Here is a 26202-nt window from a genome sequence, read left to right as displayed (position 1 = left end):
GTTTCCAAAGGGCGAGCCCTTTGGCGGGGCATCGGGGCAGAGCCCCGATATCGGGCTTTGCCCGAGCCCAGCGGGCTCCGCCCTGCACCCGCAAAAGGCCTCGGCCTTTTGAAACCGCTGATTTTCGATCAACAAGGACAACCCCGATGACTGCACCGCAAGACGGGCGCGCCGACGTTCTCTGGTTCCTGCCGACCCACGGCGATGGGCGCTATCTCGGCGCCCAGGAGGGGGCCCGGGAGGTCTCGCTCGACTATCTCCGGCAGATCGCGCAGGGCGCCGACGACCTCGGCTATTACGGCGTTCTGCTGCCGACCGGGCGCTCCTGCGAGGATTCCTGGATCGTCGCCTCGGCGCTGGCGCCGCTGACCAAGAACCTGCGCTTCCTCGTGGCGGTCCGGCCGGGCCTGATGGAGCCCTCCGCGGCGGCCCGCATGGCGTCGACGCTGGACCGGATCTCGAACGGGCGCCTGCTGATCAACGTCGTCACCGGCGGCGACCCGGTGGAGCTCGCCGGCGACGGCGTGTTCCTGTCCCACGACGAGCGCTACGTCGTCACCGACGAGTTCCTGACGATCTGGCGCGGCCTGCTGTCGGGCGAGACCGTGACCTTCCAGGGCAAGCACCTGCGCGCCGAGAATGGCCGGCTGATCTACCCGCCGGTGCAGAAGCCCTATCCGCCGCTCTATTTCGGCGGTTCGTCGGCGCCCGGCATCGCAGTGGCGGCCGAGCATTGCGACGTCTACCTCACCTGGGGCGAGCCCCCGGCTCAGGTTGCCGAGAAGATTGCTCTCGCGCGCCGGGCTGCCGAGGCGCGCGGGAAAACCTTCTCCTACGGCATCCGCCTGCACGTGATCGTCCGGGAAACGGAGGGTGAAGCCTGGGATGCGGCCGAGCGGCTGATCTCGCGGCTCGACGACGCCACCATCGCCAAGGCGCAGGAGACCCTGAAGCGGCAGGATTCCATCGGCCAGAGCCGCATGATGGCGCTGCACGGCGGCCGCCGCGACAAGCTCGTGGTCTCGCCGAACCTCTGGGCCGGCGTCGGCCTCGTGCGCGGCGGGGCCGGGACGGCGCTCGTCGGCTCGGCCGATCAGGTCGCCGACCGGATGAAGGAATACATCGATCTCGGGATCGACCGCTTCATCCTCTCGGGCTACCCGCACTTGGAGGAGGCCTACCGCTTCGCCGAGCTGGTCTTCCCGAAGCTGCCCTTGCGCGCCACCACGGGCCGCCCGGCCACCAACGCCCGCAACGACGGCCCGTTCGGCGAGATCATCGCCAACGATCTCGTGCCGGCCCGGCGCGTCGGCGCGCATTGATCCGGGAGGTCAGCCATGCCCGCCAGTATCGGGCATGGCTGATCTGCATTCGTGTCACCCGAACGTCATGGTGAGGCCATTCTTGACGTCCATCCGCCCCGTCCATCGTCGCGCGACGTGTTCGCGCGTCTGGACGCGTGAAGGATGTCCATGACTTCGACCAAGACGGCCCTGTTGGCCATCGCCCTATGCCTCGGCTCCGCCGCGGCCTTCGCCGAGTCTTCCCCCGCCCGGGACGCACTCAAGCAGCACTGCACCGGCGATTACATGGATTACTGCAGCGCCTACGCGCCGGGCGGCCCGGAGGTCGAGGCCTGCTTCAAGGCCAACATGAAGAAGCTCTCCGCAGGCTGCTCGGCGGCGATCACCGCCTACAAGAAGGAGCAGCGGGCGACGAAGCGCGTCAGCGAAGCGCGCTGAGCGGATCGCTCCACCCGCGACCGGGCGGCCACCGCGCCCGGGCGGGCTGCGATGTTCACACGTCGCGCGCCGTGACGCTCTCCTCCCCCTTGCGGGGAGGAGTTGGCGCTGGGGACGGCGCGGATGGCACCGTCACGCTCGATCCTGAACCACCCCCGCCCCTGGCCCCTCCCCGCAAGGGGGGATGCACGGCGTGAGCGGGCGTCGCAGATCGCAAGCCCGAAATGTTGCGCGGCGTGCTGATCCCAAAATGATATACTTGATTTGAGATATATCGACATTTGAATTTCAAATATTGACGCGATCATCGATCCATATCGTAGGCCAGGATCGATTTTGTCTGGATCGCCTTCAGATTTATCATTGTGGACGGAACCACAATGTTTATTTTTCTCCCCCGATCATCACGGAATTTTAAGCGTGCGGCCGCGATGGCGAGACGCTAGTTCAGACAAGACCGATTCCATCGGTCCGCGCGGCCGCACAAGACCTGTCGTCCCGGCCCGTCGGAGCTTCGTAGACCCGGATCCTGCGCCGATGACCACCCCCGACATGACCTCCGCTGGAAGCGCGGTGCGCGCCACGTCGGCGCGCGTGTCGCGGACGATCCTGGGCGGCTGCGTAGCCACCATGATGATCGGCCTCGATCTCATCGTGTTCTCGCAGCTCATCTTCTCGGGCCCGCTCGCCGAGAACCGCACCGCCGGGGTGGCGGCGATGCTCCCGGCCTACGTCCTGGGTGGCCTCGTCTTCGCGGCGCTCAAGCGGGACGTGGTGGTCTCCCTGTCGTTCTTCGGGGCGGCGGCCATCGTGCAGGCGGCGATCGCCGCCACGGTCGCCAGGCAGCTGCACGCGGCGGGCGTGACCGATCCGGACGCGGTCGTGCGGGTCGTCCTGCTCGTCTGCGGCGTGGCGACCCTGCTGACGGGCCTTATCTTCGTCCTGCTCGGCAGCCTGCGGGCCTCGCTGGTGGCCCAGCTCCTGCCGTACCCGATCCTGACCGGCTTCCTCGCCGGCGTCGGCCTGCTGCTGCTGCGCAGCGGCGTGCAGATCGGCGCCCATATCGACGACGCCATCGCGGCCGTGCTGGGCAGCTTCGATCCGGCGGCAACGAACCCGGTCCCGGTCGATCCCGGCACGCTCGGGCGCATCGCCCTGACCCTGGGCATCGGCGTTTGCGCCTTCTACCTGCCCCGGCGGTTCCCGCACTGGAGCACCTTCCCGGCGGTCGTCATCGCCAGCTTCGCGCTGGTGCACCTCGGATTGTCCGGAGAGGGCCTCGACGCCACCGCCGCGCAGGCGGCCGGATGGCTGATCGACCCGTTGCCGCCCGGCCCGCTGCTCCGGGCCCCGGTGATCGGCAGCCTCCCGATGCTCGATCCGGCCCTGCTCCTGCCGGTCCTGCCGAAGATCGCCACCGAGATCCTGGTCGCGGTCGTCATCCAGATCCTCTACGTCGTCAGCGTCGAGCTGGACCTGCGGCGCGAGTTCGACATCGACCGGATCTTCGTCGCCTCGGGCTGGACGAACGTCCTCGGCAGCCTGTTCGGCAGCCCGGTGATGGGCTTCGACCGGACCTCGACGCTGTACCTGCACAATATCGGCGGCGGCCAATGGCTCGGCCGGTGGCTGACGCTCGCCGTCATGGCCGCCCTGCTGGCGTTCGGCGCACGTTCCCTCGGCCTGCTGCCGCGCCCGCTGGCCGGCGGGGCCCTAATCGCCATCGCGCTGGGGCACCTCGTCAATCTCTCCCGCGCCCACCGCACCCTGCTGCCCTGGGAAGTGGCCGTGGCGCTGGCCGTGTGCGCGGCGACCGTCCTGTTCGGGGCGACGGTGGGCTTCCTGACCGGCATCCTGCTGGCGATGCTCATCTTCGCCGTCCAGTACGCCCAGATCCCGACCATCCGCCGGGCCCTCTCCGGGGCGGAGCGGCGCAGCAGCATCATCCGCGATCCCGACACCGCCGACCGGCTGCGCGCGGCCGGAACCCGCACGCGGATCTACACCCTGCAGGGCTTCCTGTTCTTCCTCAACGGCCGGGCGATCTACCGGCGGGTCGCCGCGGAGGCCGGGACCCTGCGCGTGCTCATCCTCGACTTCCGGGACTGTGTCGGGCTCGATAGCTCGGCCCTCGTGGCGTTCCGGAAGATCGGGCAGCTCGCCGAGGCCCGCGGCTTCGACGTGCTCCTGGCCCATCTCGGGCCGACGGTCCTGCGGCAGATGGCGCGCAACGGTCTCACCGCCGGGCCGCGGATCCGCACCCTGCCGACCCTCGACGAGGCCCTGCGGGACGCGGAGGCGACGCTGCTGGCGGAGGCGGGGATCGCGGGGGCCGGCGCGACCGCGTCCTTCGCCCGGCACCTGTCGGAGCAGCTGGGCCGCGTGATCGAGCCCGACGCCCTCGCGCCCTACGTGAGCGTCCGCACCCTGGAGGCCGGCGCGGTGCTGATGCGCCAGGGCGAGGCGGCCGACGCCCTGTATTTCCTTGAACAGGGCCTCGTCTCGATCGAGATCGCGGTGCCGGGGCGGCCCCATATGCGCCTGCGCACCACGACGGCCGGCACGGTGATCGGCGAGGTCGCGCTGGCGCAGGGCGGCCAACGGACCGCCACGGCCGTGGCCGAGAGCCCCTGCCGGGTCGTGGGCATCGACCGCGACGGCCTCGCCCGCATGGAGCGCGAGCGCCCCGACCTCGCGCTGCTGGTCCAGCGCTTCCTGATCCTGGAACTGGCCGGCAAGCTCACCGACACCAACCGTCTGCTCGAGGTCGAGCTACACTGAGCGGCGTTCCGGTTTCGGTTTCCGGCACGATCGCGGGTTTTCGCGGCGGGACTGGGAGGGACTTTCGCGAAATCCGCAGGAGGTTTGAACGCGATCGGGGTGGCTGTGGTGATGTCCGCGTGGGGTGGTTTGCTGCCGGTCTGATTTGAGGCAGTAATGCAGGGAAGCGGACACCGCTACCTCGCTCGCTCATTACCCCATGCGGATGCCCCCGCCTCCTGCCGACCTTGCCAGGAGTTGTGTTAAACCAGCCTATGTCCGGAACCATCATTTTTGTCAGCGGCCCAATTGGGGCTGGCAAATCCACCCTTGGGCGAGGGCTCGCCGAGCAGTTAGCAGGCGTATTTCTCGACGGTGATGATTTCTCGCATCCTGATCTCCCCTGGTACTCCTGCATCCTGCAAACGAGCCGGAGCATTGTTCAGGCAGGCACCGCTGCCGTGGAGCGCTTTGAGGTAGCTGTCGTGGCTTATCCTCTGAGGCGAACTGATTGGGTATATTTTAAGCGCAGCTTTGAGGATCGAGGCATGAAGACTGTCTTTATCAGTCTGCGTGCGGCGTATAGTTCGATAGTCGATCCAAAAAGGGGTCGCACGTTTTCAAATGAGGAAAGGGCTCGCATCCAAGTCATGATTGCTGAGGGCTACGGCGCTCGCCCTTTCAGCGACCTGATCATTGATACCGATCTCGGGAGCTTTAGCGAGACATTAGCCATTCTTGAGCGAGATGTCCGGCGCATCGTCGAGCGCTGAACGACCGCATTCCACACCGAGCCGCAATTGCCGGACGGCTGACAAGTGGCCGCTTTGGGGAAGCGCCAAATGCGATCCTGCCGACCGCGATGGGTCGAAGGCGGAACGGCTGTTCCAACGCCGTTTCGATATCGTCCTCTTCTTCGTGGATCACATCCTAGGAGGGGGCGACGACGATAGGACACCGAAATAAGCCATGTCTGAGACTATCGCTCACCAAATCGAACGCGAGGACGGTAGAGTCCGCTTGACGGTCCATCGTCGTGAGGTTGGCTTCTTCTACACCGAAGACAGCTTCGAAGCCTGGGACAACACGCCTGCAGTTTGGCGAGAAGGATATCCTCCTTCCGGTCTCTTCGCGACGGTGGAGGAGGCTATGGCTGAGGCCAGAGCGATTATACCCTGGTTGCGGGCCGCCTCCATCAAAGGGCATGCACCACCCCAGCCGAAGTTGTCGGACGATGACTGACGGCCGCTTTGAGGAAACGCGAACAGCGCTCCCAGCGGCTGTGTTGGGTCGGTATCGGTAGGGACGCTCGATATTGCTGCGGCCTATCCGCTTCTGATCGGCGTCGCACGAGAGTGGCGAACCACTACTTCTAGTTTGGGTTAGCCCGGCACGGAGCAATCAAGCCGGGAGGCGTGGGTGCCGCGCTACTTCATCGACACGTTCGACCACGTGGATGCGATCGACGAGGAGGGTACAATGCTTCCTGACAGGGCGGCACTTCGCAGCTTACTGCGGGCCGCTTTGACAGAAATCCTTCGCGAAGAAGGCGATCGGCGTGGCGTCGATGAATTTGTGGCAACCGCCCGTGACGAGAATGGGCATCGCGTGATGTCTGCCCGGATCAGCCTCACCATCACGGATCAGTAGGGCTGCCCGGCCTCCTACGTGAGCAGTAGCGATTGCCGTCGATCGCGTCTGCTCACAGGATTTTGTTACAGCCGACTGAGCGTCTGGGTTGGATCGAAAGCAGCCACCGCACACCCAGACCGATCAGGCCCGCCCCCCAAAAACCCCGCCCGGTTCAGCCCACCGCCAGGATCGCCGCCAGCCCGATATGCGTCACGTGGTGGAGGAACTGGTCGATGCCGATCAGCCACCAGAACCGGGTGTCGGTGGGCGGGAAGTGGGTGCGCTGGCCGATCAGCCCCTTGCCGCGGTCGATCACCGTGTGGACGGCGAAATCCACCAGCGCCAGCCACCACAGGGCCGGCTTGACCGGCAGAACGATCAGCAGCGTGCCCAGCCCGTGCAGGCCGGTATGGGCGCAGAGCGGGAGGATCCAGGCCGAGGCCCGGTCCTTGCCGTGTGCCATCCACGCGCTCTGGAGCAGGAAATCCGCCGCGAGCTGCTTCACCGCGAAGGCGAAGAACAGCAGGGCGAAGGCACCGACCGGAACGGGCGTGTCGAAGGACGGCATTGCAGGGCCGGGTCTCCCACCGCGCGCATACGGACTGACGGGCCGCACGCCCGCGATCCGAATCGAGGGGGCTCAAGCATACACCGCCGCCCGGACGCTGGCGCGGGCCGGGTTCCTGCATCGGCGCGCGGGCATGGCGTTGACCGACCTGTATCCGTTCGAAATTTTACATTGTTTTCAGATTTTGATCGCGATTATATTTAGTCAATAGCCGAAAATCCTGCATTTTAATCATTCCAATTCAGAAATATATTCGTTGTTGAACAATCGCCGACCGTGATAGCCGGATTGCTCGTAAAAGCTCTGCGAGCGTCATCGTGTCAGCCAGGGATTGCAACGCGCCGACCGTCCGATTGGCGGCCGCAGCGGGTTCGGCCAACCGGTCCGGCCAGCGGCCCGTGCGGGTCGCCGGCGCCGAGGGAGCCGCCGGTCCCGCGGAGGGCATCCTGGCGGCGCTCCAGCGCCATCGCGCCGCTTATCTCGCCACGGCGCGCCGCATCCTCAATTGTCCGGCCCAGGCCGAGGACGTCGTGCAGGACGTGGTGCTCCGGCTCATCGCCGACCCGCCCCGGGCCGAAGCGGGCGTCCAGGCCGCCTATGTCGGGCGGATGGTGCGCAACCTCGCCCTCGACCGGGTCCGGCGGCAGAGTCTGGAGCGGCGCCTGTTCACGGACCTCGACGCCGCCCCCGACGCCCCCGATTCCGGGGTCGGGACGCCCGAGGCGGCGGTCGCGTCGCGGGAATCCCTTCGCCAAGTCCAGGACGCGGTGGCCGAGTTGCCGGAGCCGATGCGCACCGCCTTCCGGCTGCACCGGGTCGAGGGGGTGCCGCAGATCGAGATCGCGGCGCGGCTCGGGGTGTCACGCGCCCTGGTGTGCGGCCTCGTGCGCCGGGGGCACCTGCACTGCCTCGCGGCTCTCGACCGCCGCTGCGCCGCCTGCCCGGCGCGCGGCCGCGTGCCAAGCCAGCATCAGCGCCAAGCCGAGCCCGTCGGCCAGGAATTCGGCCGCGACCCGGCTGGCCAGCACCCCCGGATAGCCAAAGAGCGGCGGCAGGATCAGGAGCGGCGGGATCAGCGCCAGCCCCTGCGCGGCGAGCGACACGGCGGCGGCCCGGCGTGGCGCGCCGATCGCCTGGAACAGGGTCGCGGCGGTGAGCTGTAGCCCCACCGGCCCGAAGGCGAGGGCGAAGACCGCGAGCGCCTGGGCTCCCGCCCGGGCGGTGGCGGGATCCTGGGCGAACAGGCCGGCCAGCGGATCGGCCAGGGCCGCCATCAGCCCGCCGACGACGAGACCGTAGGCGAGGGCGGCGGCCGTCACGAAGCGGAGGGCGCGGTGCAGCCGGTTCCGGCGGCCGGCGCCGGCGGCATGGCCGAGCACCGCCTGGGCACCGGCCATCAGGCCGAGCAGCGGCAGCGCCGCCACCAGGGTCAGGCGGAGGGCAATGCCCTGGGCGGCGACTGCGGCATCGCCATAGGGGGCGGCGGCCTCCACGAACAACGCCATGGCAAAGGCCGCGAGCAGGCTGGAACCGGTGACCGGCACGGCGAGCCGCAGGGCTTCGGCCAGGAGGCCCCGCCCGGCCGGGCCGGCGGGAAAGCGGAACCGGAGCCGGTCCGGGCCCCGCACCCGGGCGAAGTGCAGGCCGTAGGCCGCCGCCCCCGCGAGCTGCGCGCCGATCGCCGCCCAGCCGGCCCCCGCGGTGCCGAGGCCGCAGAGGCGGATCAGCACCCCGTCGAGCAGGATGTTGAGGCCGAAGCTGCCAACCATGACGGCGCCGCTGAGCCGGGCATGGCCCTGCGCCCGCACGACGAAGCCGCCGACGATCATCACCAGCATCAGGGCCGTGCCGAGGGTGGAGAGCGCCGTGTAGGGTGCCGCCGCGGCGGCGAGCGCCGCGTCCGCCCCGAGGAGCCCGAGCCAGAACGGCGTGTCGAGGAGGATCGCGGCCGTCACCGCGAGCCCCCCCGGCAGGGCGAGCCAGAAGCCCAGGGCGGCCGCCGCGCCGGCCCGGGCCGGGTCGCCGGCCCCCAGCGCCCGGGCGACCTGCGAGGCCGCCGCGACCCCCGCCCCGTAGCCGAGCGCCGCGACGAGCAGCGTCACCGGATAGGCGATCGCGATGGTGGCGATCGCCGCCGCGCCGAGATCGGCCACGAACCACGCATTGACCAGCATCTGCAGGGCATGGGCCGAGATGCCGAGGATCGCCGGCCCCGACAGGCGCAGGACCAGGGCGACGACCCGGTCCTGGTCGAGATCGACCGGCCGCGTCATGGGGCCGAGGCGGCGGGCCGGATCGCAGCCCGGGCGGCGCGCTCCTCGGCCAGGATCGTGTCCGCGATGGCGGCGGCCCGCACCGGCAGGATCGACAGCAGCGTCTCGGTGAGCCCGTGGGTCGGCTCGCTGAAACCCTGGAGGTGCAGGCTCACCCGGGGCTCGGCGCCGGCGAGCGGCAGGCGGTAGTGCCGGTCCGCGGTCTCGCCGTCCATGAACGGGCGCAGGGGATCGAGGATCGCCGGCACGGTGGCGCGCTGGTAGCCTGTGGCGCAGATCACCGCCGCGTAGCCCTGTCGCTCCTCGGTCCCGGCGATGTCGTCGCGCAGGGTCGCCCGCAAGCCGTCGGAGGCCGGCTCCAGCGCCACCACCCGGGTGCTGCGCCGCAGCCGGTAGCGGATCACGCCGCTCACCGCCTGCTCGTAGAGGGTGGCGTAGAAATCCTGGATCAGGTCGGCATCGACCACCGCGTAGTTGGTCGCCCGGTGGGCGGCGATCAGCTCCGCCCGCACCGGCGCCGGGGCGTCGTGGATGCGGTCGACGGCGGCCGGATCGAAGATCTCGTTGACGAAGGGGCTGTCATCGGCGGGCTTCAGGGCCGGGCCCCGGATCGCGAGGTCGACGAGCGCCCGCGGATAGCGCGCGCCGAGATCGGTGACGATCTCCACGGCACTCTGGCCGGCGCCCACCACCAGGATGCGGGGCTCCGGCCCGTCGAGGCGCGGCGCCCCGAGGGCCTCGGCGATCCCCGGCAGGTACCAGGAGGAGTGGATCAGCCGCTTGTCCTGCATGTGCTCGGCGAAGGGGGCGGGGATCGCCGGGTCGCCGCCGGCCGCCACCACCAGATGCCGGCAGCGGCGCAGGCGCTGCGCGCCGGCCCCGTCCCGGGCCTGGACCACGAAGGCCGCGAGCCGCCCGTCGCGCGTCTCAGGCTGCACGGAGTCGACCGTCTCGCCATACGCCACCACCTCCGAAAACTGGTCGGCCGCCCAGGCGAGGTAATCGTTGTATTCCACTCGCGACGGGTTGAAGGTCTTGAGGTTCAGGAAGGTGCTGAGCCGGCCCTTCACGTGCAGGTAGTTGAGGAAGCTGAACGGGCTCGTCGGGTCGCGCAGGGAGACGAGGTCCTTCACGAAGCTGATCTGCATGTCGGCGCCGGGCAGCATCATGGCCCGGTGCCAGCCGAACCGGTCCTGCCGCTCGATGAAGCGCATCGTCGGCCGCGGGGCGCCGCCCATCGCGTCCCGCAGGGCGATGGCGAAGGACAGGTTGGCCGGGCCGAAGCCGATGCCGATGATGTCGTCGGTCGCGGGGTGATCCGTCATCGCGGGTCTCCGTGCTGGAAGGCGGTTCAGGCCGGGACGGCGGGGGGCCGCGGCGCCGCGTCGGCGGCGGCCGCGCCCGGCACCCACAGCCGGTCGCGGACGAAGTGCTCCCGCGACAGGGCCACCAGGGCGGCCCGCTTGTGCGGGAAATCGACGGTGGCGATCGTCGCGAAGCCGGAGGCGTGGAGGTTGCGGAGCTGCTGGGCGTGGTCGGCCCGGGGCTCGCCGACGATGCGCTGCGTGCGCGGCTCGTCGAGGAACAGGTAGTGCATCAGCGAGGGCAGCCAGGCCGAGAGGTAGGGGCGCCCGCGGACCGCTTCGTCGCCGATCGCCACGTGCCAGCCGCGGTCGTAGGGGCCGGCTTCGTAGAGCGGCCCGAGGCGGCTTTCCCGGGCCCAGTACAGCTCGAAATAGCCGAAGGGCGTGCCGTCGAGGCAGCCGAACAGCGGCAGGCTCGCGGGGTCGGCCTGGAGCTTGGCGATGTAGGCGGCGTGCGCCTCCAGGGCGCCGGCCTCCTGCCAGATCGCGGCGACCCGGGGGTCGTTCATCCAGGCCGAGAACAGGGCGACGTCGCCGGGCTCCGTCAGGGTGCGGAAGCTCAGGCGTTGACCGAGCCACGGGATGGCGCGGGCGTAGACCGTGCCGGCGGGCACCTCGGGACGCAGCGGATGGCGGCGGCCCTGCGTGACCGTGAACAGTTCGGGGAAGGGCGGCCGGGCCGCCGGGAGCCAGCAATCCGCGCATTGCCAGAGCAGCCCCGGCAGGATCTCGACACCATCACCGGCACGCCGGGCGGCCCCGAGGGCGAGCAGGCGCGCGACGGCGCCGGACCCGGCCTCGACACCGATGCGCAGGACGCGCGTGTCCTGCGCGGTCAGCGCCTCGGCCTGGGCGAGGATCGCCGCCGCATCCGCCGCCGGGCCGCCCGTCCCGGCGACGCGCAGCACCGGCGCCTCCCGGTCGCCCTCGCGCACGAGCCGTACCGCATCCCCTGAACCGTCGCTCATCCGTCCTCCGCGTGCTGCCGGCACCTCCCAGACGGATGGCGGCCGCCACGGTTCAGGACTTTTTTTCGCCCGTCCCGGGGGCGTCGTCGTGAACGGCGCGGGGCCTCAACCGTCAGTTCGTCGAGGCCCGGACGGGGAGCGAGCGGAATGGACAGGCAGGCCGGCCAAGAGACGAGCGCGGATTGGACCTGCGATCCGGTGGTGGTGGCCGTCGACGGTGCCGGGCACGCGGCCTTCTGGCCGGCCGGCCGCGCGCTGCCCGCCGGCTGGACCCGGATGCACGGCCCCTGCGGGATCGAGGCGGCCCGGGACTGGATCGCCGACCCGGATCACGCCCCCGTCCCCGTCCCGGCGGCGGAGCCCGCCCCCGATGCCGACCGCGAGAGCGTCCCGGCCCGCCTCGCCCACCTCGCCGCGGCGGCGCCCGACCGGCCGGCGGTGCTGTTCGACGGGCGGACGCTGACGCGGGGTGCCCTCGACGCCCGGGCCGCCGCCCTGGCGGCCGGGCTCGCGGCGCGCGGGATCGGCCGCGGGGACCGCGTCGCGGTGGCGCTCGACCGCGGGCCGGATCTCATCGTCGCGCTGCTCGGCGTGCTGCGGGCCGGCGCCGCCTTCCTGCCCCTCGATCCCGCCTATCCGGCGGCCCGGGTCCACATGATGCTGGCGGATGCGGGGATCGCGCGTTGCCTCACCACGCCCGCCATCGCCGAGCGCCTGGAGCTGCCGCCGGTGGTCGCGCGGCTCGATCCCGCCGCCTTGGAGTTCGCCCCGGCGTCCGGGCCGGCCATCCCCGCGATGCCGGAGCCGGGGGATCCCGCCTACCTGATCTACACCTCAGGCTCGACCGGCACGCCGAAGGGCGTCCTCGTGGAGCATGGGGTGCTGGCCATGCATTGCCGCACCACCGCGGAGGCCTACGCGATGGGCGAGGACTCGCGCGAGCTGCACGTCCTGTCCTTCGCCTTCGACGGCGCCCACGAGCGCTGGATGACGCCGCTCGTGGCCGGCGGCTGCATCGTGCTGCGCGGCCCCGAACTCTGGACCGCGGCCGAGACCCTGGCGCAGATCCGCCGCCACCGGGTGACCCATGCGGGCTTCCCCACGAGCTTCATCGGCCAGCTCGCCGAATGGGCCGAGCGCCTGGGCGCGGCGCCCTCGGTCCAGGTCTACTCCTTCGGCGGCGAGGGCATGCCCCGGGAGACGTTTGCGCGCGTCGGCCGCGCCCTGAAGCCCCAACTCCTGATCAACGGCTACGGCCCGACCGAATGCGTGATCTCGCCGCTGATCTGGACGGTGCCGTCCGACGCCACCTTCGACGAGCCCTACGCCCCGATCGGCTTCCCGGTGGGCGCGCGTGCGGCCTACGTGCTGGAACCCACGCTCGACCCCGTGGGGGCGGGGGAGACCGGCGAGCTCTATATCGGCGGCGGCCTCGCCCGGGGCTACTGGCAGCGCCCCGCGCTGACCGCCGAGCGCTTCCTGCCGGACCCGTTCGCGCCCGGCGGCGGCCGGATGTACCGCACCGGCGACCGGGTGCGGCGGCGGTCCGACGGCAGCCTCGCCTTCGCGGGGCGGGCAGACGATCAGGTCAAGATCCGCGGCCACCGGATCGAGATCGGCGAGGTCGAGGCGGCCCTGCGCGGGCTGCCGGGGGTCGCGGAGGCTGTGGTCCTGCGCCGGGAGGGACCGGCGGGTGCGTATCTCGCGGGCTACGTCGTCCCGTCCCGCGGGAAGCGCCTGGAGGCCGGGCGGCTGCGCGCCGGCCTCGCCCGCACCCTGCCGGAGCCCATGGTGCCGGCGAGCCTGACCCTCCTCGCCCGGCTGCCGGTCACCGCCAACGGCAAGCTCGACCGCAAGGCCCTGCCGGACCCCGCGGCCGATGACCGGCGCGGGCGCCCGCCCGGCACCGCCACGGAGCGGCGGCTCGCCGGGATCTGGTCCGAGATCCTGGGTTTTCCGGTCCGGGTGGCGGATCGGCGCTTCTTCGAACTGGGCGGCGATTCCCTCTCGGCCCTGCGGCTGGTGGCGCGCCTGCGCCTGATCGCCCCCCGGGGCGGGATCGGCGTGGCGGACCTGCTGCGCGACCCGACCATCGCCGAGCTCGCCGCCCGGATCGAGGCCGGCGGTGCCTGCGCTGCGGAAGATCTGGCCCCCACGATCCGGCTGTCCGCCGGCCGGGCGGGGAGCGGCCGGCCGCTGCTGGTGCTGTTCCCGGGGCTCCTCGTCAGCACCCGGGAATACGAGCCGCTGGTCGCCCATCTCGGCCCCGATCAGGAGGCACACGGCTTCCTCTGCGCCTCCCTGGTGGAGGATGTCCGGCCGCTGCCGGCCGTGGCCGAGCTCGCGGAGGCCTATGCCGGGCGCGTGCGCGCCCTGATGCGGGGCCGGGACGGAGCTTGCGTCTTCCTCGGCTGGTCCTGGGGCGGGGTGCTGGCCTACGAGACCGCCCGGCGCCTCGGCCCCGGCATTCCCCTGGACTGGGTCGGCATGCTCGATGCGTGCGGCCTGGAGGCCAATTTCGCCCCCGGCGCCGGCCGGCCGATCGACCCCGCCGAGCAGTCGGCCCACGCGGCGATGCTCGCCGCCTGGCTCGAACGCTCGCCGATGCGCGCGCATTGGGAGGCCCTGCGCGCCCGGGCGGACCCGGAGGCCACCGTGCAGCTCCTGCGCTTCCTGGCCGCCGAGCCGCAGCCCCTGCCGACCGACGGCCCCGAGGTCGGCAGCCGCGAGCGGATCCTCTGGACGCTGATCGACCACGCGCTCCAGTTCCGGGCGCTCCGGCTCGAGCCCGGCGCGGTGCCGATCCGCAGCTTCGTGGCCGCGGAGTCCCGCGCCCGCGCCCTGCCGGTGATCGACTGGCGGCCGCTCACGAGCCGCCTCCTCTCGGTCGAGACCGTGCCGGAGACCGACCACCTCGACATCGTGCTGTCGCCGCACCTCCACGACCGGATCGCCGCGCTGACGGCGCCCCGGGCGGCCCCGGGCGCAGGGCGCCGGGTGGCCGGGAGCGCGGCCTGACCATGCGGGACGACGACCGCGCCTTCGAGACCCTGCGCGACGCTCACGTGGCGGCCCTGACCGGCTCCCTGATCGACGGGGTCGAGCACGGCCCCGGGGGGGCGGGCTACGTCTGGTCGCGGAGCATCCCGGACCCGACCCTGAACTTCGCCTACGGAGTGCGCCGGCCCGATCAGTTCGCCTGGGCGGGGGCGGCGGCCCTGGGGCGGGACCGGGCGCCCGCCTTCCTGGCCCGGGATGCCGAGGAGGTCGCCCTGTTGCGGGATTTGTTCGAACCCGCGGTCCTCTATCCGGCGCGCTGGATGGTGGCGCGCCCGCCGCCGGCACCGGCACCGGCCGACAAGGCCGTGACCGTGCAGGCCGCGCCCGCGCCGGGGCCGGATTTTGCGGGCGTCTTCGCCAACCTGTCGGACGATCCGGCCGTGCGGACGCATCTGCGCCGCACCTACCTGCCGGCCCTGCGGGCGGCGAAGGCGCGGCCCGGCCTCGTGCCACTCCACCTCGTCCTGCGCGACGCCGCCGGCCCGGCAGCCTGCGCGAGCCTCTACCTGCGCGGCGCCATGGCCGGGCTGTACAACGTCAGCACCCGGTTCGACCGGCAGCGCCGGGGCCTGGGCACCGCCGTGACCGTCGCGGCGCTCCGCACGGCCCGGATGCGCGGGGCCAGCCAGGTCTTCCTGCAATGCCCGGCCGGCGGCCCCGTCGAGGCGCTCTACGCCCGGGTGGGCTTCCGGTCGGTCTGCGCGCCGACCCTGCTGTGCACGAGCCCGCCGTGAGGCGGGGAGACGGCCCCGTCAGAACGGCTCCTCCCCGTACCCGCAGGACGTGACCCGGAAGACGAACGCGATCTCGGCCTGCGCGTCGTGCAGGGCCAGGACGCTGGCCGGCCCGGTCACGACCTTGCCGCTGCCCGCCCTGCGGGCGGCGTACCGGCCCCGTCGCCCGAGGATCGCCAGCGCCACCAGCGCATGCCGGGCGGCCCGGGGACGCCGGACGCCGTTCTCGTCGAGCCACAGCGCCGCCTCCTCCGGCCAGCGGCGCACGGGGACGGGGACGGGGACGGGGCTTGCGCACGCGGTCCCGCCCCGGCGCAAGCCGAACCGCAGGCGCGCGGACAGGCGGGCGGCGATCCTCACGGCCGGCCCGCCCAGGCCGCGCGGAGGACCCGCAGGTTCGCGGCAGGATTTGGCGCGGCCGTCCGGAACGATCGCGGCCCGGACGGCGCCAGGGCGCTCCGCGCCGGAGCGGCGACCGGTTCGGCCCAGGAGCGCGTGTCACGGCAGGGAGTTGGGTCCCGGTCGATCACCGTGAGCCCGGCAAGTTCAGTGGCCAGGCGGGTGTAGTCGGCCAGATGGACGCCGTCCCGGTAGAGGCCCGATCCGGCGATCCCGCCGGCACCGTCCCGCAGGGCGGCGAACGGGTCGATGAAGCGGTGGCCCCGCTCGGCGCAGAGCGCCGCGAGCCGTCCCGAGAAGACCGCGACCGCGGCCGGATCCCGGCCCGTCGTCCAGGCGCCGACCGGCGGGACGGCGGCGACGAAGACCTGCGCCGACCACGCCTCCAGGGATTCCAGGATGCGCCGGACCTCCGCCTCGAACCGTGCCACGCTCCGCGCCTGCTCCGGACGGCGCCAGCGCATGATGTCGTTGGTGCCGATGATCAGCACGGAGGCCGCGCAGCGGACCGGCACCCGCAAGCCCGCGAGATGCCGGGCACAATCGGCGGCCGTGCTGCCGCCGACGGCGATGTTGAGGCTAGGCCGCCCGCCGAAATCCGGTGTCCCGATATACTCCGCGTGGGAATTGCCCACCAGCAGAACGCTGTCCGGCGTGGCGGCGCGGAGTGCCGCGCAGATGCCGGGATGCCGCTCGGCCCGATACCGGCCGACGATCCGGCCGTGACGCCAGGGCCGGGCGACGGCCTCGAACCAGGGTGCGCGCATGGGTCGTCCTGTGCAGGCATGGGGGTTTGGCCGCCCGGACGGCCGGAGCGGGGTAAAATTTGGATGTCGGCACGGCGGGTTGACGGTCTTCGACCGGAAACACGCGGAAAAGTAGTTTTCGATCCTGTGTCGCGGCGGCAGAAACAGACGGAAATACAAGCCAATACAGCGCCGCGTCTGAAATTCGGTATAAGTGGGAAAATTTCACACGTCAACGGCGAAGCTGTCGGCCGAAGGGCGGTGTCGGCGGCTTCCGGGTCCGGTTGTGGCGCGCTACGTCGTGCCTGTCGGGGCCGGGCGCGGCGCGCCCGCGACGGCTGGGAACGGGCGGGGGAAACAGGGATGCTTCAGGATCGCGTCTTCATCGTTACCGGGGCGGGCTCGGGCCTGGGGGAGGCGACGGCCCGCGGCCTTGTGGCGGCGGGTGCCCGGGTGGTGGTGGCCGACATCGCCCGGGAGGCCGGCGCCCGGGTGGCGGCGGAACTCGGCGCGGCGGCGCGCTTCGCCGAGACCGACGTCACGCGCGAAGCGGACGGTGCGGCGGCGGTCCGGACGGCGTTGGACGCGTTCGGGCACCTGCACGGGCTCGTGAACTGCGCCGGGATCGCGCCGGGCGAGAAGGTGGTCGGCCGCGACGGGCCGCACCGCCTCGACAGCTTCGCCCGGGCGGTCTCGGTCAATCTCGTGGGCACGTTCAACATGATCCGGCTGGCCGCCGAGGCGATCGCCCGGGAGGCGCCGGACGGGCAGGGCGCCCGGGGCGTGATCGTCAACACCGCCTCGATCGCGGCCTTCGACGGGCAGATCGGCCAGGCCGCCTACGCGGCCTCGAAGGGCGGGGTCGTCTCCATGACCCTGCCGATCGCCCGGGAACTCGCCCGGCACGGCATCCGGGTGGTGACCATCGCGCCCGGCATCTTCGAGACGCCCATGATGGCGGGGCTGCCCCAGGAGGTGCAGGACACGCTCGGCCAGAGCGTGCCCTTCCCGCCGCGGCTCGGACGGCCGGCCGAATACGCCGCCCTCGTCCGCCACATCTGCGAGAACCCGATGCTGAACGGCGAGACGATCCGCCTCGACGGGGCCTTGCGGATGCCGCCGCGCTGAGGGCGAAGCCCGAGCGTCGGGGCGCCGCCCCGACACCCCGCCAAAGGGCCTCGGCCCTTTGGGATCCCCGGACCAGGGATCAACCGATGGAGACGCTGGTCAGCACTTCGGCGGCCCGGCGGACCTCGGCGGCGATCATCTCCTCGCTCGGACCGTCGATCGGCATGTCGGAGAGGATCGCGGCGACATCCCGCTTCACGTCTTCGCGGATCTCGGGATTCTCCTCGGACAGGCGTCCGATCAGGACGCCCAGCACGATCTCCACGGCGGAGAGCTTGGCGTGCAGGCGCGTGAACTCGTCCAGCGCCTCGGGCTCGTTCGCGGTCATGGGCGGCTCCGTGTCGGGTGGGTCGGCCCCTCATACAGGCGGGGCGGCGGGCCGCGCCACCCGGGGCGCCGAGCGGCATTTTTTCCCGCGCGGGGGCAACCGTATCCCGGAGCCGGCGTTTCACGCTCCCGTGAAAGAACCCGAAAAGGGAGACCCCGCCATGATCACTCGTCTTGCCGCCGCGGCTGGCCTGCTCGCCCTCTCCACGAGCCTCACCCTGGCCCAGACCGCCACCTCGACCCCCGCCGAGCCGGCCTCCAAGGCCGACAGCAACCTGAAGGAGTGGCAGGTCGCCAAGATCGCCAAGGTCGGCCTCGCCCAGGCGCTGACCACCGCCGAGGCGCAGGGCGACGAGAAGGGCGGCCGCGCCATCGACGCCGACTTCGAGAAGGCCGACAGCAAGGACCCGGCCCACTACAGCGTGAAGGTCGTCTACCCGAGCGGCAAGCTGGTGGAATACGGCATCAACGCCGACACGGGCGCGCTCTACAAGACCGAGAACCAGCCGTTCGAGCGCTACTTCACCCGGCTGAAGGCCTCCGACTTCCAGAACGCCAAGACCTCCCTGAAGGACGCGCTCACCATCGCCGAGCAGAAGGCCGGCGGCGGCAAGGCCTACGAGGCCGAGGTCGAGAAGGACGGCTCCGCGGTCCAGTACGAGATCAAGGTGGCGGGCGCCGACAAGGAGCAGGAGGTCAAGGTCGGCCCGGACGGGAAGGTCTTGAACTGAGGCCTCGGGCTGCGGCGGTGAAAGCTGCCGCAGCCCGCTCCGTCCTTGCGAGCGGAGCGAAGCGATGCAGAAGCGCCACGCTCACCAGCCACGCGCCGCCCTGGGTCGCTTCGCTGCGCGCGCGATGACGGCCGGGTCGGATCGGCTGCTGCATCCTGTCGCCCGGCAGCCTGTCCGGGGAGCCGAACCGCCCCCGCGGCGCTTCCCTCCCTGCAGGCGGCCTCAGTGGCAGCGGACGGGGAGGGCGGCATGGATTCGGGCGCGCAGGACACCGACGGCCATCTCGGCCGGCCGCACACCCGGGTCGAGGGTCCCGACAAGGTCACCGGCCGGGCCCTCTACAGTTCCGACATCACCGGCCCGGAGACGAACATTGCCCACGCCGCCCTGGTGACCAGCACCATCGCCCGGGGCCGGATCACCGGGTTCGATCTCGACAGCGCGCGGGCGATGCCGGGCCTGCTCGCCCTCTTCACCCATCGGGATTGTGCGGGCGCGATCGCCCCGGTGAAGCACCTGATGGCCGGCGGCTACGCCAACAGCTCGCACCGGCCGCTGGACTCCGACGCGGTCGCCTATGCCGGCCAGATCGTGGCCCTCGCGGTGGCCGAGACCCAGGAGGCCGCCGAGGCGGCGGCGGGCGCGGTAAAAGTCTCCTACGCGGCCGAGCCCGCCGCCGGGGGCTTCGACGCGCCGGGCGCCGAGACCGTGCGCCTCGCCGACCTGAAGCCCCACCACGAAGATATCGAACAGGGCGACGCCGGGGCCGGCCTGGCGGAAGCGGCCGTGCGGATCGAGGCGCGCTACGAGACCCCGGTCCAGCACCACAACCCGATCGAGCTGTTCACCACCCGGGCCGCCTGGGATGGGGACCGCCTCACCGTGCACGAGCCGACCCGCTACGTCGGCGCCGTGCAGCACGGGCTCGCGGCGCAGCTCGGGCTCGATCCCGCGCAGGTGCGGGTGGTGGCGGGCCTGATCGGCGGCCATTTCGGCTCGAAATTCGCCCTGTCGCAGCACACGGCGCTGGTTGCGCTCGCGGCCAGGCGCCTCGGCCGGCCGGTCTCCCTGGTGCCGAGCCGGCGGCAATGCTTCACCATCGCCAATTACCGGCCGGAATCGCGCCATGCCATCCGCCTCGGCGCCGACCGGACGGGCCGCTTCACCGCCCTGGTGCACGAGGCCGAGACGGTGACGTCGCGCTTCGATCCCTTCGTCATGGAGGGCGCGGAGGTGACCGCGAGCCTCTATGCCTGCCCGAACATCCGCACCGAGGAACGGGCCGTGCGGGTCGACCGCAACACGCCGGGGCCGATGCGGGCACCGCCGGAGGTGCCGTTCCTGTTCGCCCTGGAGAGCGCCGTCGACGAGATGGCGGTGGCCCTCGGCATGGACCCGATCGCATTGCGCCGGCTCAACGACACGGCGGTTGATCCGGTCTCCGGAAAACCGTTCTCGACCCGGCCGCTGATGGCCTGCTTCGCGGCGGGCGCGCAGGCCTTCGGCTGGTCGCGTCGGGTGCCGCGCCCAGGTTCGATGCGGGATGGCCCCTGGCGGGTGGGGCTCGGCTGCGCGACCTCGGTGCGACCCGTAAAGATCGCCGCCGCGACGATGCGGGTGCGGCTCCGCCCGGACGGGTCGGCGGAGGTGGCCTGCGCGCACCACGAGATCGGCAACGGCATCACCACGCTCCTCGCGATGGGCGCCGCGGACGGGCTCGGCGTGCCGGTGGAGCGGGTGACGGTCCGGCTTGGCGACACCAATTTGCCGGCGGCCGGCATCTCGGGCGGGTCGAGCACGACCACCAGCCTGATGAACGCCCTGGCGCTCGGCTGTCGGCAGATCCGCGAGACCCTGGCGCAGGCCGCGACCGGGCAGGGCGGGCGCCTCGCCGGCCGGGATCCGGGGAGCCTTCGCCTCGCGGGCGGCCGGCTCGCGGCGCCGGACGGGAGCGGGATCGCGCTGGCCGAGGCGGTCGGCCCCGAGGGCGTCGAGACCGTCGCGGATTTCGTGCCGGCGGGCGGCGACCGGGAGAAGGCGCTCGCGGGCCTGCGCCAGGGCCATATCGGGCTCACCCTTGGCGGGGGCGGGAAGGCCGTGTCCTGGGGCTTCGGCGCGCAGTTCGCGGAGGTCCATGTCCATGCCGAGACCGGGGAGATCCGGGTGGCCCGGCTCACCGGCGCCTTCGCGGCGGGGCGGATCCTCAACCCGCTGACCGCCAGGAGCCAGCTCATGGGCGGGATGATCTGGGGCCTCGGCTCGGCGTTGCTTGAAGAGACGGTGGTCGACGGCGCCACCTATCGCAATCCGGATCTGGCCGAGTACCTCGTCCCCACGGCCGCCGACGCGCCGGAGGTGGAGGCGCTGCTGGTGCCCGATCCCGACGATCAGGTCGATGCGCTGGGCCTGAAGGGCCTGGGCGAGCTCGGCATCATCGGGGTGAACGCGGCCATCGCCAACGCCGTCCATCACGCCACCGGCCGCCGCATCCGCAGCCTGCCGATCCGGCTGGAGGACGTGGCGTGAGGACGGCCGCGCCGATCCGGGCCCCGTGCGGCGGGGGCGGAGCGCGGGCCGCGCCGCGTGCAGACGCACCGAACTGCTTGTTTCCAGACCATGACGGTCCAGGTCAGCCCCTATTCAGGCCCCGGTGACCAACGTGTTCGGATCGCGCACCGGCCCGGCGCGAGTCCGAACAGAAGGGGTGATCTGATGCACCTGAAGATGCTCGCGGCCGCCGCTTCCGTCGTCGGCGGCCTCGGTCTCGCCTGCGCCAATGCGGCGGCGCTGACGCCCGCAGCCGCCGAGACGCTCGCGGGTCCCGCGGCGGTCAGCACCGTGGCCTTCGGCTGCGGCCCCGGCTGGGCGCCCGGCCCCTACGGCCGCTGCCGGCCGATCTACCGCCGTCCGCGCTTCTACGGCCCGCGCTGCGTCTTCCGCCCGACCCCGTTCGGGCCCCGGCGCGTCTGCCGCTACTGAGGCGCACCGGGATCTGATCCGGGTCGCCGTGTCCTCTGCCCCGCCCGCAAGGTCCGGCGGAGGACACCCACCCGGCGCAGCATCCCGAAAGGCGATATCCGGCTTCCGGGATGACGCACGACGCTGTGCGGCACGGCGGCGTGAACCGGCCCGGGAATAAACCGCGCCGCTCGGCGGTTCCGGTCTGTGGCACAGAGCTGCAGGATGGAGCCCGCATGGCCTCCCACAGCCCCTCCCGGGCGATCGGTGCGCGTCGCAGCGGACGGCCCGCCGGGGCCGATCGCCCGCCATGGCGGCGACCATGACGGGCGTCACCGCGACGGCCCCTTCGACGACCCCTTCGACCGCCCCTTCGACCCTGGCGCGGGCCCGCTTCAGCCAGCTCGTGCTGCCGCGCCTGGACGAGGGCTATCGGCTCGCGCACTGGCTCACCGGCAATCCGACCGACGCCGAGGACGTGATGCAGGAGGCGTGTCTGCGCGCCTACCGGGGGATCGAGGGTTTTGCGGAGGGCAACGCCCGGGCTTGGTTCCTGACCATCGTCCGGAACACGGGCTATTCCTGGCTGCAGCGGCATCGGCCGCGGGCCGTGATCTTCGCCGAGGATCTCGCCGCCGATGCCCGCACCGCCCTGGAGACCGGGGGCGTCCTGATCCAGGCGCCGGAGACCCCCGAGGCCGCGCTGATCGCCCGCGACGATGCGGGGCAGCTCGCCCGGGCGATCGACGCCCTGCCGGTCGCCTTCCGGGAGACCCTGGTCCTGCGGGAATACCATGGCCTCAGCTACCGGGAGATCGCCGAGGTGACGGGGGTCCCGATCGGAACCGTGATGTCGCGCCTCGGCCGGGCCCGGCAGCATCTCCTGGCCCTGCTGGCGAAGGACCGGTGATGAGCGGCGACGACGAAACCCTCCTGCTCCTCAGCGCCTATGCCGACGGGGAGCTGTCCCCCGGCGAGGTTCTCGCCATGGAGCGGCGGCTCGCAGCCGAGCCCGGGCTGCGCGATACGGCCGAGCGCCTGCGCGGCCTCTCGGGGGCCCTGCGGGAGACGCTGGCGCAGGTTCCGGTCCCCGAGAACCTGCGCGGGCACGTGATCGGCCGGATCGGCTTCGCCGACCCGGCGACGCGGCGTGGCTGGCTGGGATCCTGGCAGGCGCTGGCCGCGACGCTGCTCCTCGGCCTCGCCGGCGGCGCCGCGATCGGCGGCGGTGCCGTCTACCAGGATCGCCCGGAGGACGCGATGCTCCGCACGGCCGTGCTCGCCGGCCATCTGCGCGGCCTCGCGGCGCCGCAGCCCTTCGACATCGCTTCCGCGGACGGGCACGTGGTCAAGCCCTGGTTCAACGGTCGCACCACCATCGCCCCCGATGCGCCCGACCTCGCCGAGCAGGGGTTTCCGCTGGTCGGCGGCCGGGTCGACATCGTCGCCGGGTCGCCGGTCCCGACCCTCGTCTACCGCCGCGACCGCCACGTGATCAGCGTCACGGTGGTTCCGGCCTCCGGCGACGCGCCGACGGACGAGGAGCGCCGGGACGGCTCGACGATCGAGCGCTGGACCCAGGGCGATCTCACCTACTGGGCGGTCTCGGACCTCAACACCCGGGATATGCGGCGCTTCGCCGACCTGTTCCGGTCCCGGACCGGCCGTCCGGGATAGGGCCGCATCCCGAGGTCCCGGTTTCGAAAGGGCGAGCCCTTTCGCGGGTGCGGGGCAGGGTCCTGCTGTCGGGCGTTGCCCGATCGTCGGGCGCAAGCCCGAGACACCAAGGCTTCGCCCTGGCGCCCCACCAAAGGGCTTGCCCTTTGGAATCCCGTGATCGACGTGCAGATCCCGCGATCGAAAGGCTCATGCATCGTCCCGAACGTGGGCCGCCGGGAATAACGATCCCCGCCGCGCGGTTCTTGAGGGGGTCGTCCCCGATCAGGAGCCGCCCGTGAGCGCCAGCGTGGAGCGGAATATCCGGACCGCCGGTGAGGGATCCGAGCCCCCCGGAACCGACCCGGTCCGCGTCGAGGCGGCGCTCCAGCTGCTGATCGATCATCTCGAGCAGGGGCTGGCGGTCACGGACGGGTGCGGGCGGGCCTATTTCCTGAATCGCGCCGCCCAGGCCGCCGTTGCCCGGGGGCTGCTGCGCCTGGAGCACGGCATCCTGCGCGGCGCCACGGGCACGGATAGCGCGACCCTGCGCGGGCTCATCGCCCGGTGTTCCGCCAGCCGCAGCGGCGGCTCCGCGCGCCTCGCAAGCGCCGGCGGCACGCTGCTGGTCGCCGCCTGCCCGATCGCCGAGGGCGCCATGCTCCTGCGCTTCACCGACCCGGCGACGACCCGGCTGCCGGAGGTGCAGGTTCTGCAGGACCAGTTCGGCTTCACCCCCGCCGAGGCGGCCCTGGCCCGCGACATCCTGGCCGGGAACGACCTGGCGGCGAGCGCGGCGCGGCGTGGGATCACCCTGAACACGGCGCGCGTGCATCTGCGCCGGATCTTCGAGAAAACCGGTACGCGCCGCCAAGCAGAGCTGATGCGCCTGCTCCTGCTCTGCCCGCACCCGATCGCCGCATCGGAGGCCGGCCCGGCGCGAGACGGCGCGTCGCAAGGGAGCCTGGCGCGGCATGGGCTCGGCACCGGACCCGCCGATATCAGGACCGGCTCCGGTCGGATCAACACGGTATAGCGATAATATCTCTGCGCGATAATCAGAACAGGTGATGCGAATAGACTCAGATACGGCGATGCTCTGCCAGTCGATCGTGGATGATCCACAGATCATTTGGCCAGAGGAAGCTGGATCATGATCCTCTCGCTCCTGAGATCCGCCCGGCGGCGGCGCGCCGCAGCGCGGAACTACCAGGTCCTGTCGGCGCTCGACGACGATATGCTGCGCGATATCGGCCTGGACCGGCGCACGCTACAGGATTTCTGCCAGACCGACCTGACCCGGAGGCCCGACCCGGAGCCCAAGACGGAGTTCAAGACGGAGTTCAAGACGGAGGCGCCCTGGCCGGTCCTGCTGCCCGGGCCCCTCGGGGCCGCCCTCCGCTGAGCCGCCAAGCACGGGCCCAAGCACGGGAGCCGAGCACGGGCCCAAGCGCAGGAGCCGAGCCCCACGGCTCGGACCGCCTCAGATCTCGAGGCAGATCTTGCCGAAGTGGCGGTTGCTCTCCTGATGGCGGAATGCCGCGACGAGGTCGTCGAGGGGGTAGCGGCTATCGACGACCGGCTTGAGCCCGCAGGCCTCGATGCCGCGGACCATCTCGATCTGGTGGCGGCGGCTGCCGACCAGCACGCCCTGCAGGCGAATCTGTTTCAGGAGTGCCGGGACCAGGGGCAGCTCCCCCGCCACCCCCGACAGGATGCCGATCACCGAGATATGGCCGGCGACCCGCACGGCCGCCATGGACTGCTCCAGCGTCCCCGGACCGCCGACGTCGAGGACGTGATCGACGCCGCGCCCGCCGGTCAGCCGCCGGGCGGTCTCGCCCCAGGCCGGATCGGTGCGGTAGTTGATGACGTGGTCGGCCCCGAGCCCGCGCAGCCGCTCCAGCTTCGCGTCGCTGGAGGAGGTGGCGATCACCGTGGCGCCCGCGGCCTTGGCGAATTGCAGGGCGAACACCGAGACGCCGCCGGTGCCCTGGACGAGCACCACGTCGCCGCCCTTGAGGCCGGCATCGGCGTGGAGCGCCCGCCATGCGGTCAGGCCGGCGGTGGTGAGGGTCGCCGCCTCGGCATGGTCCCAGCCCCAGGGAGCGCGGGTGAAGGCGGTGGCCGGCGCGGTGACGCGCTCCCGCGCGTAGCCGTCGATCCCGTCGCCCGGCACGGTGGCGAAGCCCTCGACCTGCGGGGTGCCCTCCAGCCAGCCCGGGAAGAACGTGCTGACCACCCGGTCACCCACCGCAAACTCCGCCGGGCCGGGTCCCACGGCCTCGACCTCGCCGGCGCCGTCGGACATCGGGATGCGCGGCTCGCTCGGCCCCCATAGGCCGCTGACCACGGCGTAGTCGTGATAATTCAGGGAGCTCGCCCGCAGGCGGACGGTGATCGCGCCGGGGCCGGGCTCCGGGACCGGCCGCTCAGCGAACCCGATCGCGTTGAAGCCGCCCCCCGGCTGGACGATCACGGCCCGGGATCTCGATGCGGTCATGCGGCACCTGTGCGTCCGGCGGCCCTGGCCGCCCGGAGGGCCGATCGTGGCAGGCCCCGCGCCCCGCGTCGAGACGCGCGAGCCGGCCGCGAGCGCAGCTTCTGCTCCCGAGCACGGGTTCGGCGCATACGCTCCGCTGCGCGGCCGCATCAAATTGGCAGCCTCTTCTCGGTTTTGAGGGCTAGAGTGAGCCCGTCGATGCAGAGCCGAATGGAGGTTTGCCGTGATCGCCAGCGTCAATCGGACCGCCCCGACGATGTCGCCCTGTCTGCCGTGTTGCCGCGTCCGAACCGAGGAGACCGCACAACACCCGACATGGAAGGCGACCAGCGATGCAGACCTATAGCGTTTCCCCACCTCCGTATTCCGACCTGAGCGCCATCGCGCGCGTCGATCCCGCCGCCCTCGGCGGCCCCCTGTCCCGGAGCGTCCGCTCCCATCCCTCCCACGAACGCGCCGCCCTCGCGAGCGCCCTCGACGACGGGCTGATGCCCGACGAGGTGGCCGGGATCCTCGCTGGCCGCCGGGTGGCGGAGGCCTTCCCGGTGCGCTGGGGCGAGAGCCCCGCGGCCTACGCGTCCCGGGCCGTATCCGAGATGTTCGTCGCCTACCTCCAGTAGGCTGCGCCATCCGGCCGCGCCGACCGCGCCCCC

24 protein-coding genes and 1 pseudogene are annotated in these 26202 nt (G+C 71.9%); 17 read left to right on the top strand and 8 right to left on the bottom strand.

Features of this window, described 5'->3' with window-relative positions; translation table 11 throughout:
* Positions 1–146: 146 nt before the first annotated feature.
* The 5 genes from ssuD (at position 147) to BLQ49_RS17370 (ending at position 6152) form a co-directional block, all read left to right on the top strand.
* Positions 147–1322, top strand: coding sequence for an FMNH2-dependent alkanesulfonate monooxygenase (gene ssuD / locus BLQ49_RS17385; protein ID WP_091717870.1), 1176 nt, complete (start codon positions 147–149; stop codon positions 1320–1322).
* A 150-nt stretch (positions 1323–1472) separates the two neighbouring features.
* Positions 1473–1742: a hypothetical protein gene (locus tag BLQ49_RS17380; protein WP_091717867.1), complete on the top strand. Its 270-nt coding sequence runs from the start codon at positions 1473–1475 to the stop codon at positions 1740–1742.
* A gap of 537 nt (positions 1743–2279) precedes the next feature.
* Complete coding sequence (locus BLQ49_RS17375) at positions 2280–4523, top strand: cyclic nucleotide-binding domain-containing protein (RefSeq protein ID WP_091717865.1); 2244 nt, start codon at positions 2280–2282, stop codon at positions 4521–4523.
* A gap of 254 nt (positions 4524–4777) precedes the next feature.
* Complete coding sequence (locus tag BLQ49_RS29070) at positions 4778–5275, top strand: hypothetical protein (RefSeq protein WP_143012275.1); 498 nt, start codon at positions 4778–4780, stop codon at positions 5273–5275.
* Between the two features lie 646 nt (positions 5276–5921).
* Positions 5922–6152, top strand: coding sequence for a DUF6894 family protein (locus BLQ49_RS17370; RefSeq protein WP_091717863.1), 231 nt, complete (start codon positions 5922–5924; stop codon positions 6150–6152).
* 154 nt (positions 6153–6306) lie between these two features.
* Here the strand turns inward: BLQ49_RS17370 and BLQ49_RS17365 are convergent, their stop codons facing one another.
* Complete coding sequence (locus tag BLQ49_RS17365) at positions 6307–6702, bottom strand: DUF3307 domain-containing protein (protein ID WP_091717861.1); 396 nt, start codon at positions 6700–6702, stop codon at positions 6307–6309.
* Positions 6703–7019: 317 nt separating this feature from the next.
* On the opposite strand from BLQ49_RS17365, the pseudogene BLQ49_RS30360 reads away from it, so the two are divergent.
* A pseudogene (locus BLQ49_RS30360) lies at positions 7020–7538 on the top strand (sigma-70 family RNA polymerase sigma factor); the annotation flags it as partial.
* Between the two features lie 24 nt (positions 7539–7562).
* Here the strand turns inward: BLQ49_RS30360 and BLQ49_RS17355 are convergent.
* From BLQ49_RS17355 to BLQ49_RS17345, 3 genes are read right to left on the bottom strand one after another with little or no spacing between them, the layout of a single operon-like run.
* Positions 7563–8975 carry an MATE family efflux transporter gene (locus BLQ49_RS17355; protein WP_091717857.1) on the bottom strand — a complete coding sequence of 471 codons (1413 nt, stop codon included), beginning with the start codon at positions 8973–8975 and terminating at the stop codon, positions 7563–7565.
* On the bottom strand, positions 8972–10300 hold the full coding sequence (locus BLQ49_RS17350) for a lysine N(6)-hydroxylase/L-ornithine N(5)-oxygenase family protein (RefSeq protein ID WP_091718064.1): 1329 nt from the start codon (positions 10298–10300) through the stop codon (positions 8972–8974). Before BLQ49_RS17350 ends, BLQ49_RS17355 begins: the two co-directional genes overlap by 4 nt.
* 26 nt (positions 10301–10326) lie before the next feature.
* Complete coding sequence (locus BLQ49_RS17345) at positions 10327–11307, bottom strand: GNAT family N-acetyltransferase (protein WP_091717855.1); 981 nt, start codon at positions 11305–11307, stop codon at positions 10327–10329.
* 147 nt (positions 11308–11454) lie between these two features.
* Between BLQ49_RS17345 and BLQ49_RS17340 the strand changes: the two genes are divergently transcribed.
* Together BLQ49_RS17340 and BLQ49_RS17335 are read left to right on the top strand one after the other, a co-directional pair.
* Positions 11455–14325, top strand: coding sequence for an amino acid adenylation domain-containing protein (locus BLQ49_RS17340; RefSeq protein WP_091717854.1), 2871 nt, complete (start codon positions 11455–11457; stop codon positions 14323–14325).
* A gap of 2 nt (positions 14326–14327) precedes the next feature.
* Positions 14328–15101: a GNAT family N-acetyltransferase gene (locus tag BLQ49_RS17335; RefSeq protein ID WP_091717852.1), complete on the top strand. Its 774-nt coding sequence runs from the start codon at positions 14328–14330 to the stop codon at positions 15099–15101.
* An 18-nt stretch (positions 15102–15119) separates the two neighbouring features.
* Here the strand turns inward: BLQ49_RS17335 and BLQ49_RS17330 are convergent, their stop codons facing one another.
* Entirely contained in the window at positions 15120–15461 is a 342-nt protein-coding gene (locus BLQ49_RS17330) for a hypothetical protein (protein WP_244507642.1), read from the bottom strand.
* Positions 15458–16267 (bottom strand): SGNH/GDSL hydrolase family protein, encoded by an 810-nt coding sequence (locus BLQ49_RS17325; RefSeq protein WP_091717849.1) that lies wholly within the window; start codon positions 16265–16267, stop codon positions 15458–15460. Before BLQ49_RS17325 ends, BLQ49_RS17330 begins: the two co-directional genes overlap by 4 nt.
* A 342-nt stretch (positions 16268–16609) precedes the next feature.
* Between BLQ49_RS17325 and BLQ49_RS17320 the strand changes: the two genes are divergently transcribed.
* Entirely contained in the window at positions 16610–17374 is a 765-nt protein-coding gene (locus tag BLQ49_RS17320) for a 3-hydroxyacyl-CoA dehydrogenase (RefSeq protein ID WP_091717847.1), read from the top strand.
* Between the two features lie 79 nt (positions 17375–17453).
* Here BLQ49_RS17320 and BLQ49_RS17315 read toward each other — a convergent pair whose 3' ends face one another.
* Positions 17454–17702: a hypothetical protein gene (locus tag BLQ49_RS17315; RefSeq protein WP_091717845.1), complete on the bottom strand. Its 249-nt coding sequence runs from the start codon at positions 17700–17702 to the stop codon at positions 17454–17456.
* 160 nt (positions 17703–17862) lie between these two features.
* Between BLQ49_RS17315 and BLQ49_RS17310 the strand changes: the two genes are divergently transcribed.
* The 7 genes from BLQ49_RS17310 to BLQ49_RS17280 all read left to right on the top strand — a co-directional run bounded on the left by BLQ49_RS17310 (position 17863) and on the right by BLQ49_RS17280 (position 24451).
* On the top strand, positions 17863–18432 hold the full coding sequence (locus tag BLQ49_RS17310) for a PepSY domain-containing protein (RefSeq protein WP_091717843.1): 570 nt from the start codon (positions 17863–17865) through the stop codon (positions 18430–18432).
* A gap of 249 nt (positions 18433–18681) precedes the next feature.
* Positions 18682–20958 (top strand): xanthine dehydrogenase family protein molybdopterin-binding subunit, encoded by a 2277-nt coding sequence (locus BLQ49_RS17305; RefSeq protein ID WP_091717841.1) that lies wholly within the window; start codon positions 18682–18684, stop codon positions 20956–20958.
* A 186-nt stretch (positions 20959–21144) separates the two neighbouring features.
* Complete coding sequence (locus BLQ49_RS17300) at positions 21145–21411, top strand: GCG_CRPN prefix-to-repeats domain-containing protein (RefSeq protein ID WP_091717839.1); 267 nt, start codon at positions 21145–21147, stop codon at positions 21409–21411.
* A 301-nt stretch (positions 21412–21712) separates the two neighbouring features.
* Positions 21713–22300: a sigma-70 family RNA polymerase sigma factor gene (locus tag BLQ49_RS17295; RefSeq protein WP_091718060.1), complete on the top strand. Its 588-nt coding sequence runs from the start codon at positions 21713–21715 to the stop codon at positions 22298–22300.
* Positions 22300–23067 carry an anti-sigma factor family protein gene (locus BLQ49_RS17290; RefSeq protein WP_091717837.1) on the top strand — a complete coding sequence of 256 codons (768 nt, stop codon included), beginning with the start codon at positions 22300–22302 and terminating at the stop codon, positions 23065–23067. The genes BLQ49_RS17295 and BLQ49_RS17290 overlap by 1 nt, the downstream gene beginning before the upstream one ends.
* Before the next feature lie 277 nt (positions 23068–23344).
* The gene (locus tag BLQ49_RS30045; protein ID WP_091717835.1) at positions 23345–24082 is read left to right on the top strand and encodes a helix-turn-helix transcriptional regulator; all 738 of its coding nucleotides are present in this window, start codon (positions 23345–23347) and stop codon (positions 24080–24082) included.
* Positions 24083–24199: 117 nt separating this feature from the next.
* The gene (locus BLQ49_RS17280; RefSeq protein ID WP_091717833.1) at positions 24200–24451 is read left to right on the top strand and encodes a YjiS-like domain-containing protein; all 252 of its coding nucleotides are present in this window, start codon (positions 24200–24202) and stop codon (positions 24449–24451) included.
* Positions 24452–24529: 78 nt separating this feature from the next.
* Here the strand turns inward: BLQ49_RS17280 and BLQ49_RS17275 are convergent, their stop codons facing one another.
* Complete coding sequence (locus BLQ49_RS17275) at positions 24530–25549, bottom strand: zinc-dependent alcohol dehydrogenase family protein (protein ID WP_091717831.1); 1020 nt, start codon at positions 25547–25549, stop codon at positions 24530–24532.
* A 332-nt stretch (positions 25550–25881) separates the two neighbouring features.
* Here BLQ49_RS17275 and BLQ49_RS17270 point away from each other — a divergent pair, with 332 nt between their 5' ends.
* Positions 25882–26169 carry a hypothetical protein gene (locus BLQ49_RS17270; RefSeq protein WP_091717829.1) on the top strand — a complete coding sequence of 96 codons (288 nt, stop codon included), beginning with the start codon at positions 25882–25884 and terminating at the stop codon, positions 26167–26169.
* Positions 26170–26202: the final 33 nt, after the last annotated feature.

This window comes from Methylobacterium phyllostachyos, from assembly GCF_900103445.1.
GTDB lineage: Bacteria > Pseudomonadota > Alphaproteobacteria > Rhizobiales > Beijerinckiaceae > Methylobacterium > Methylobacterium phyllostachyos.
The sequence above is the reverse complement of the archived record's forward strand: the minus strand, read 5'-3'. Positions and strand labels throughout refer to the sequence as shown.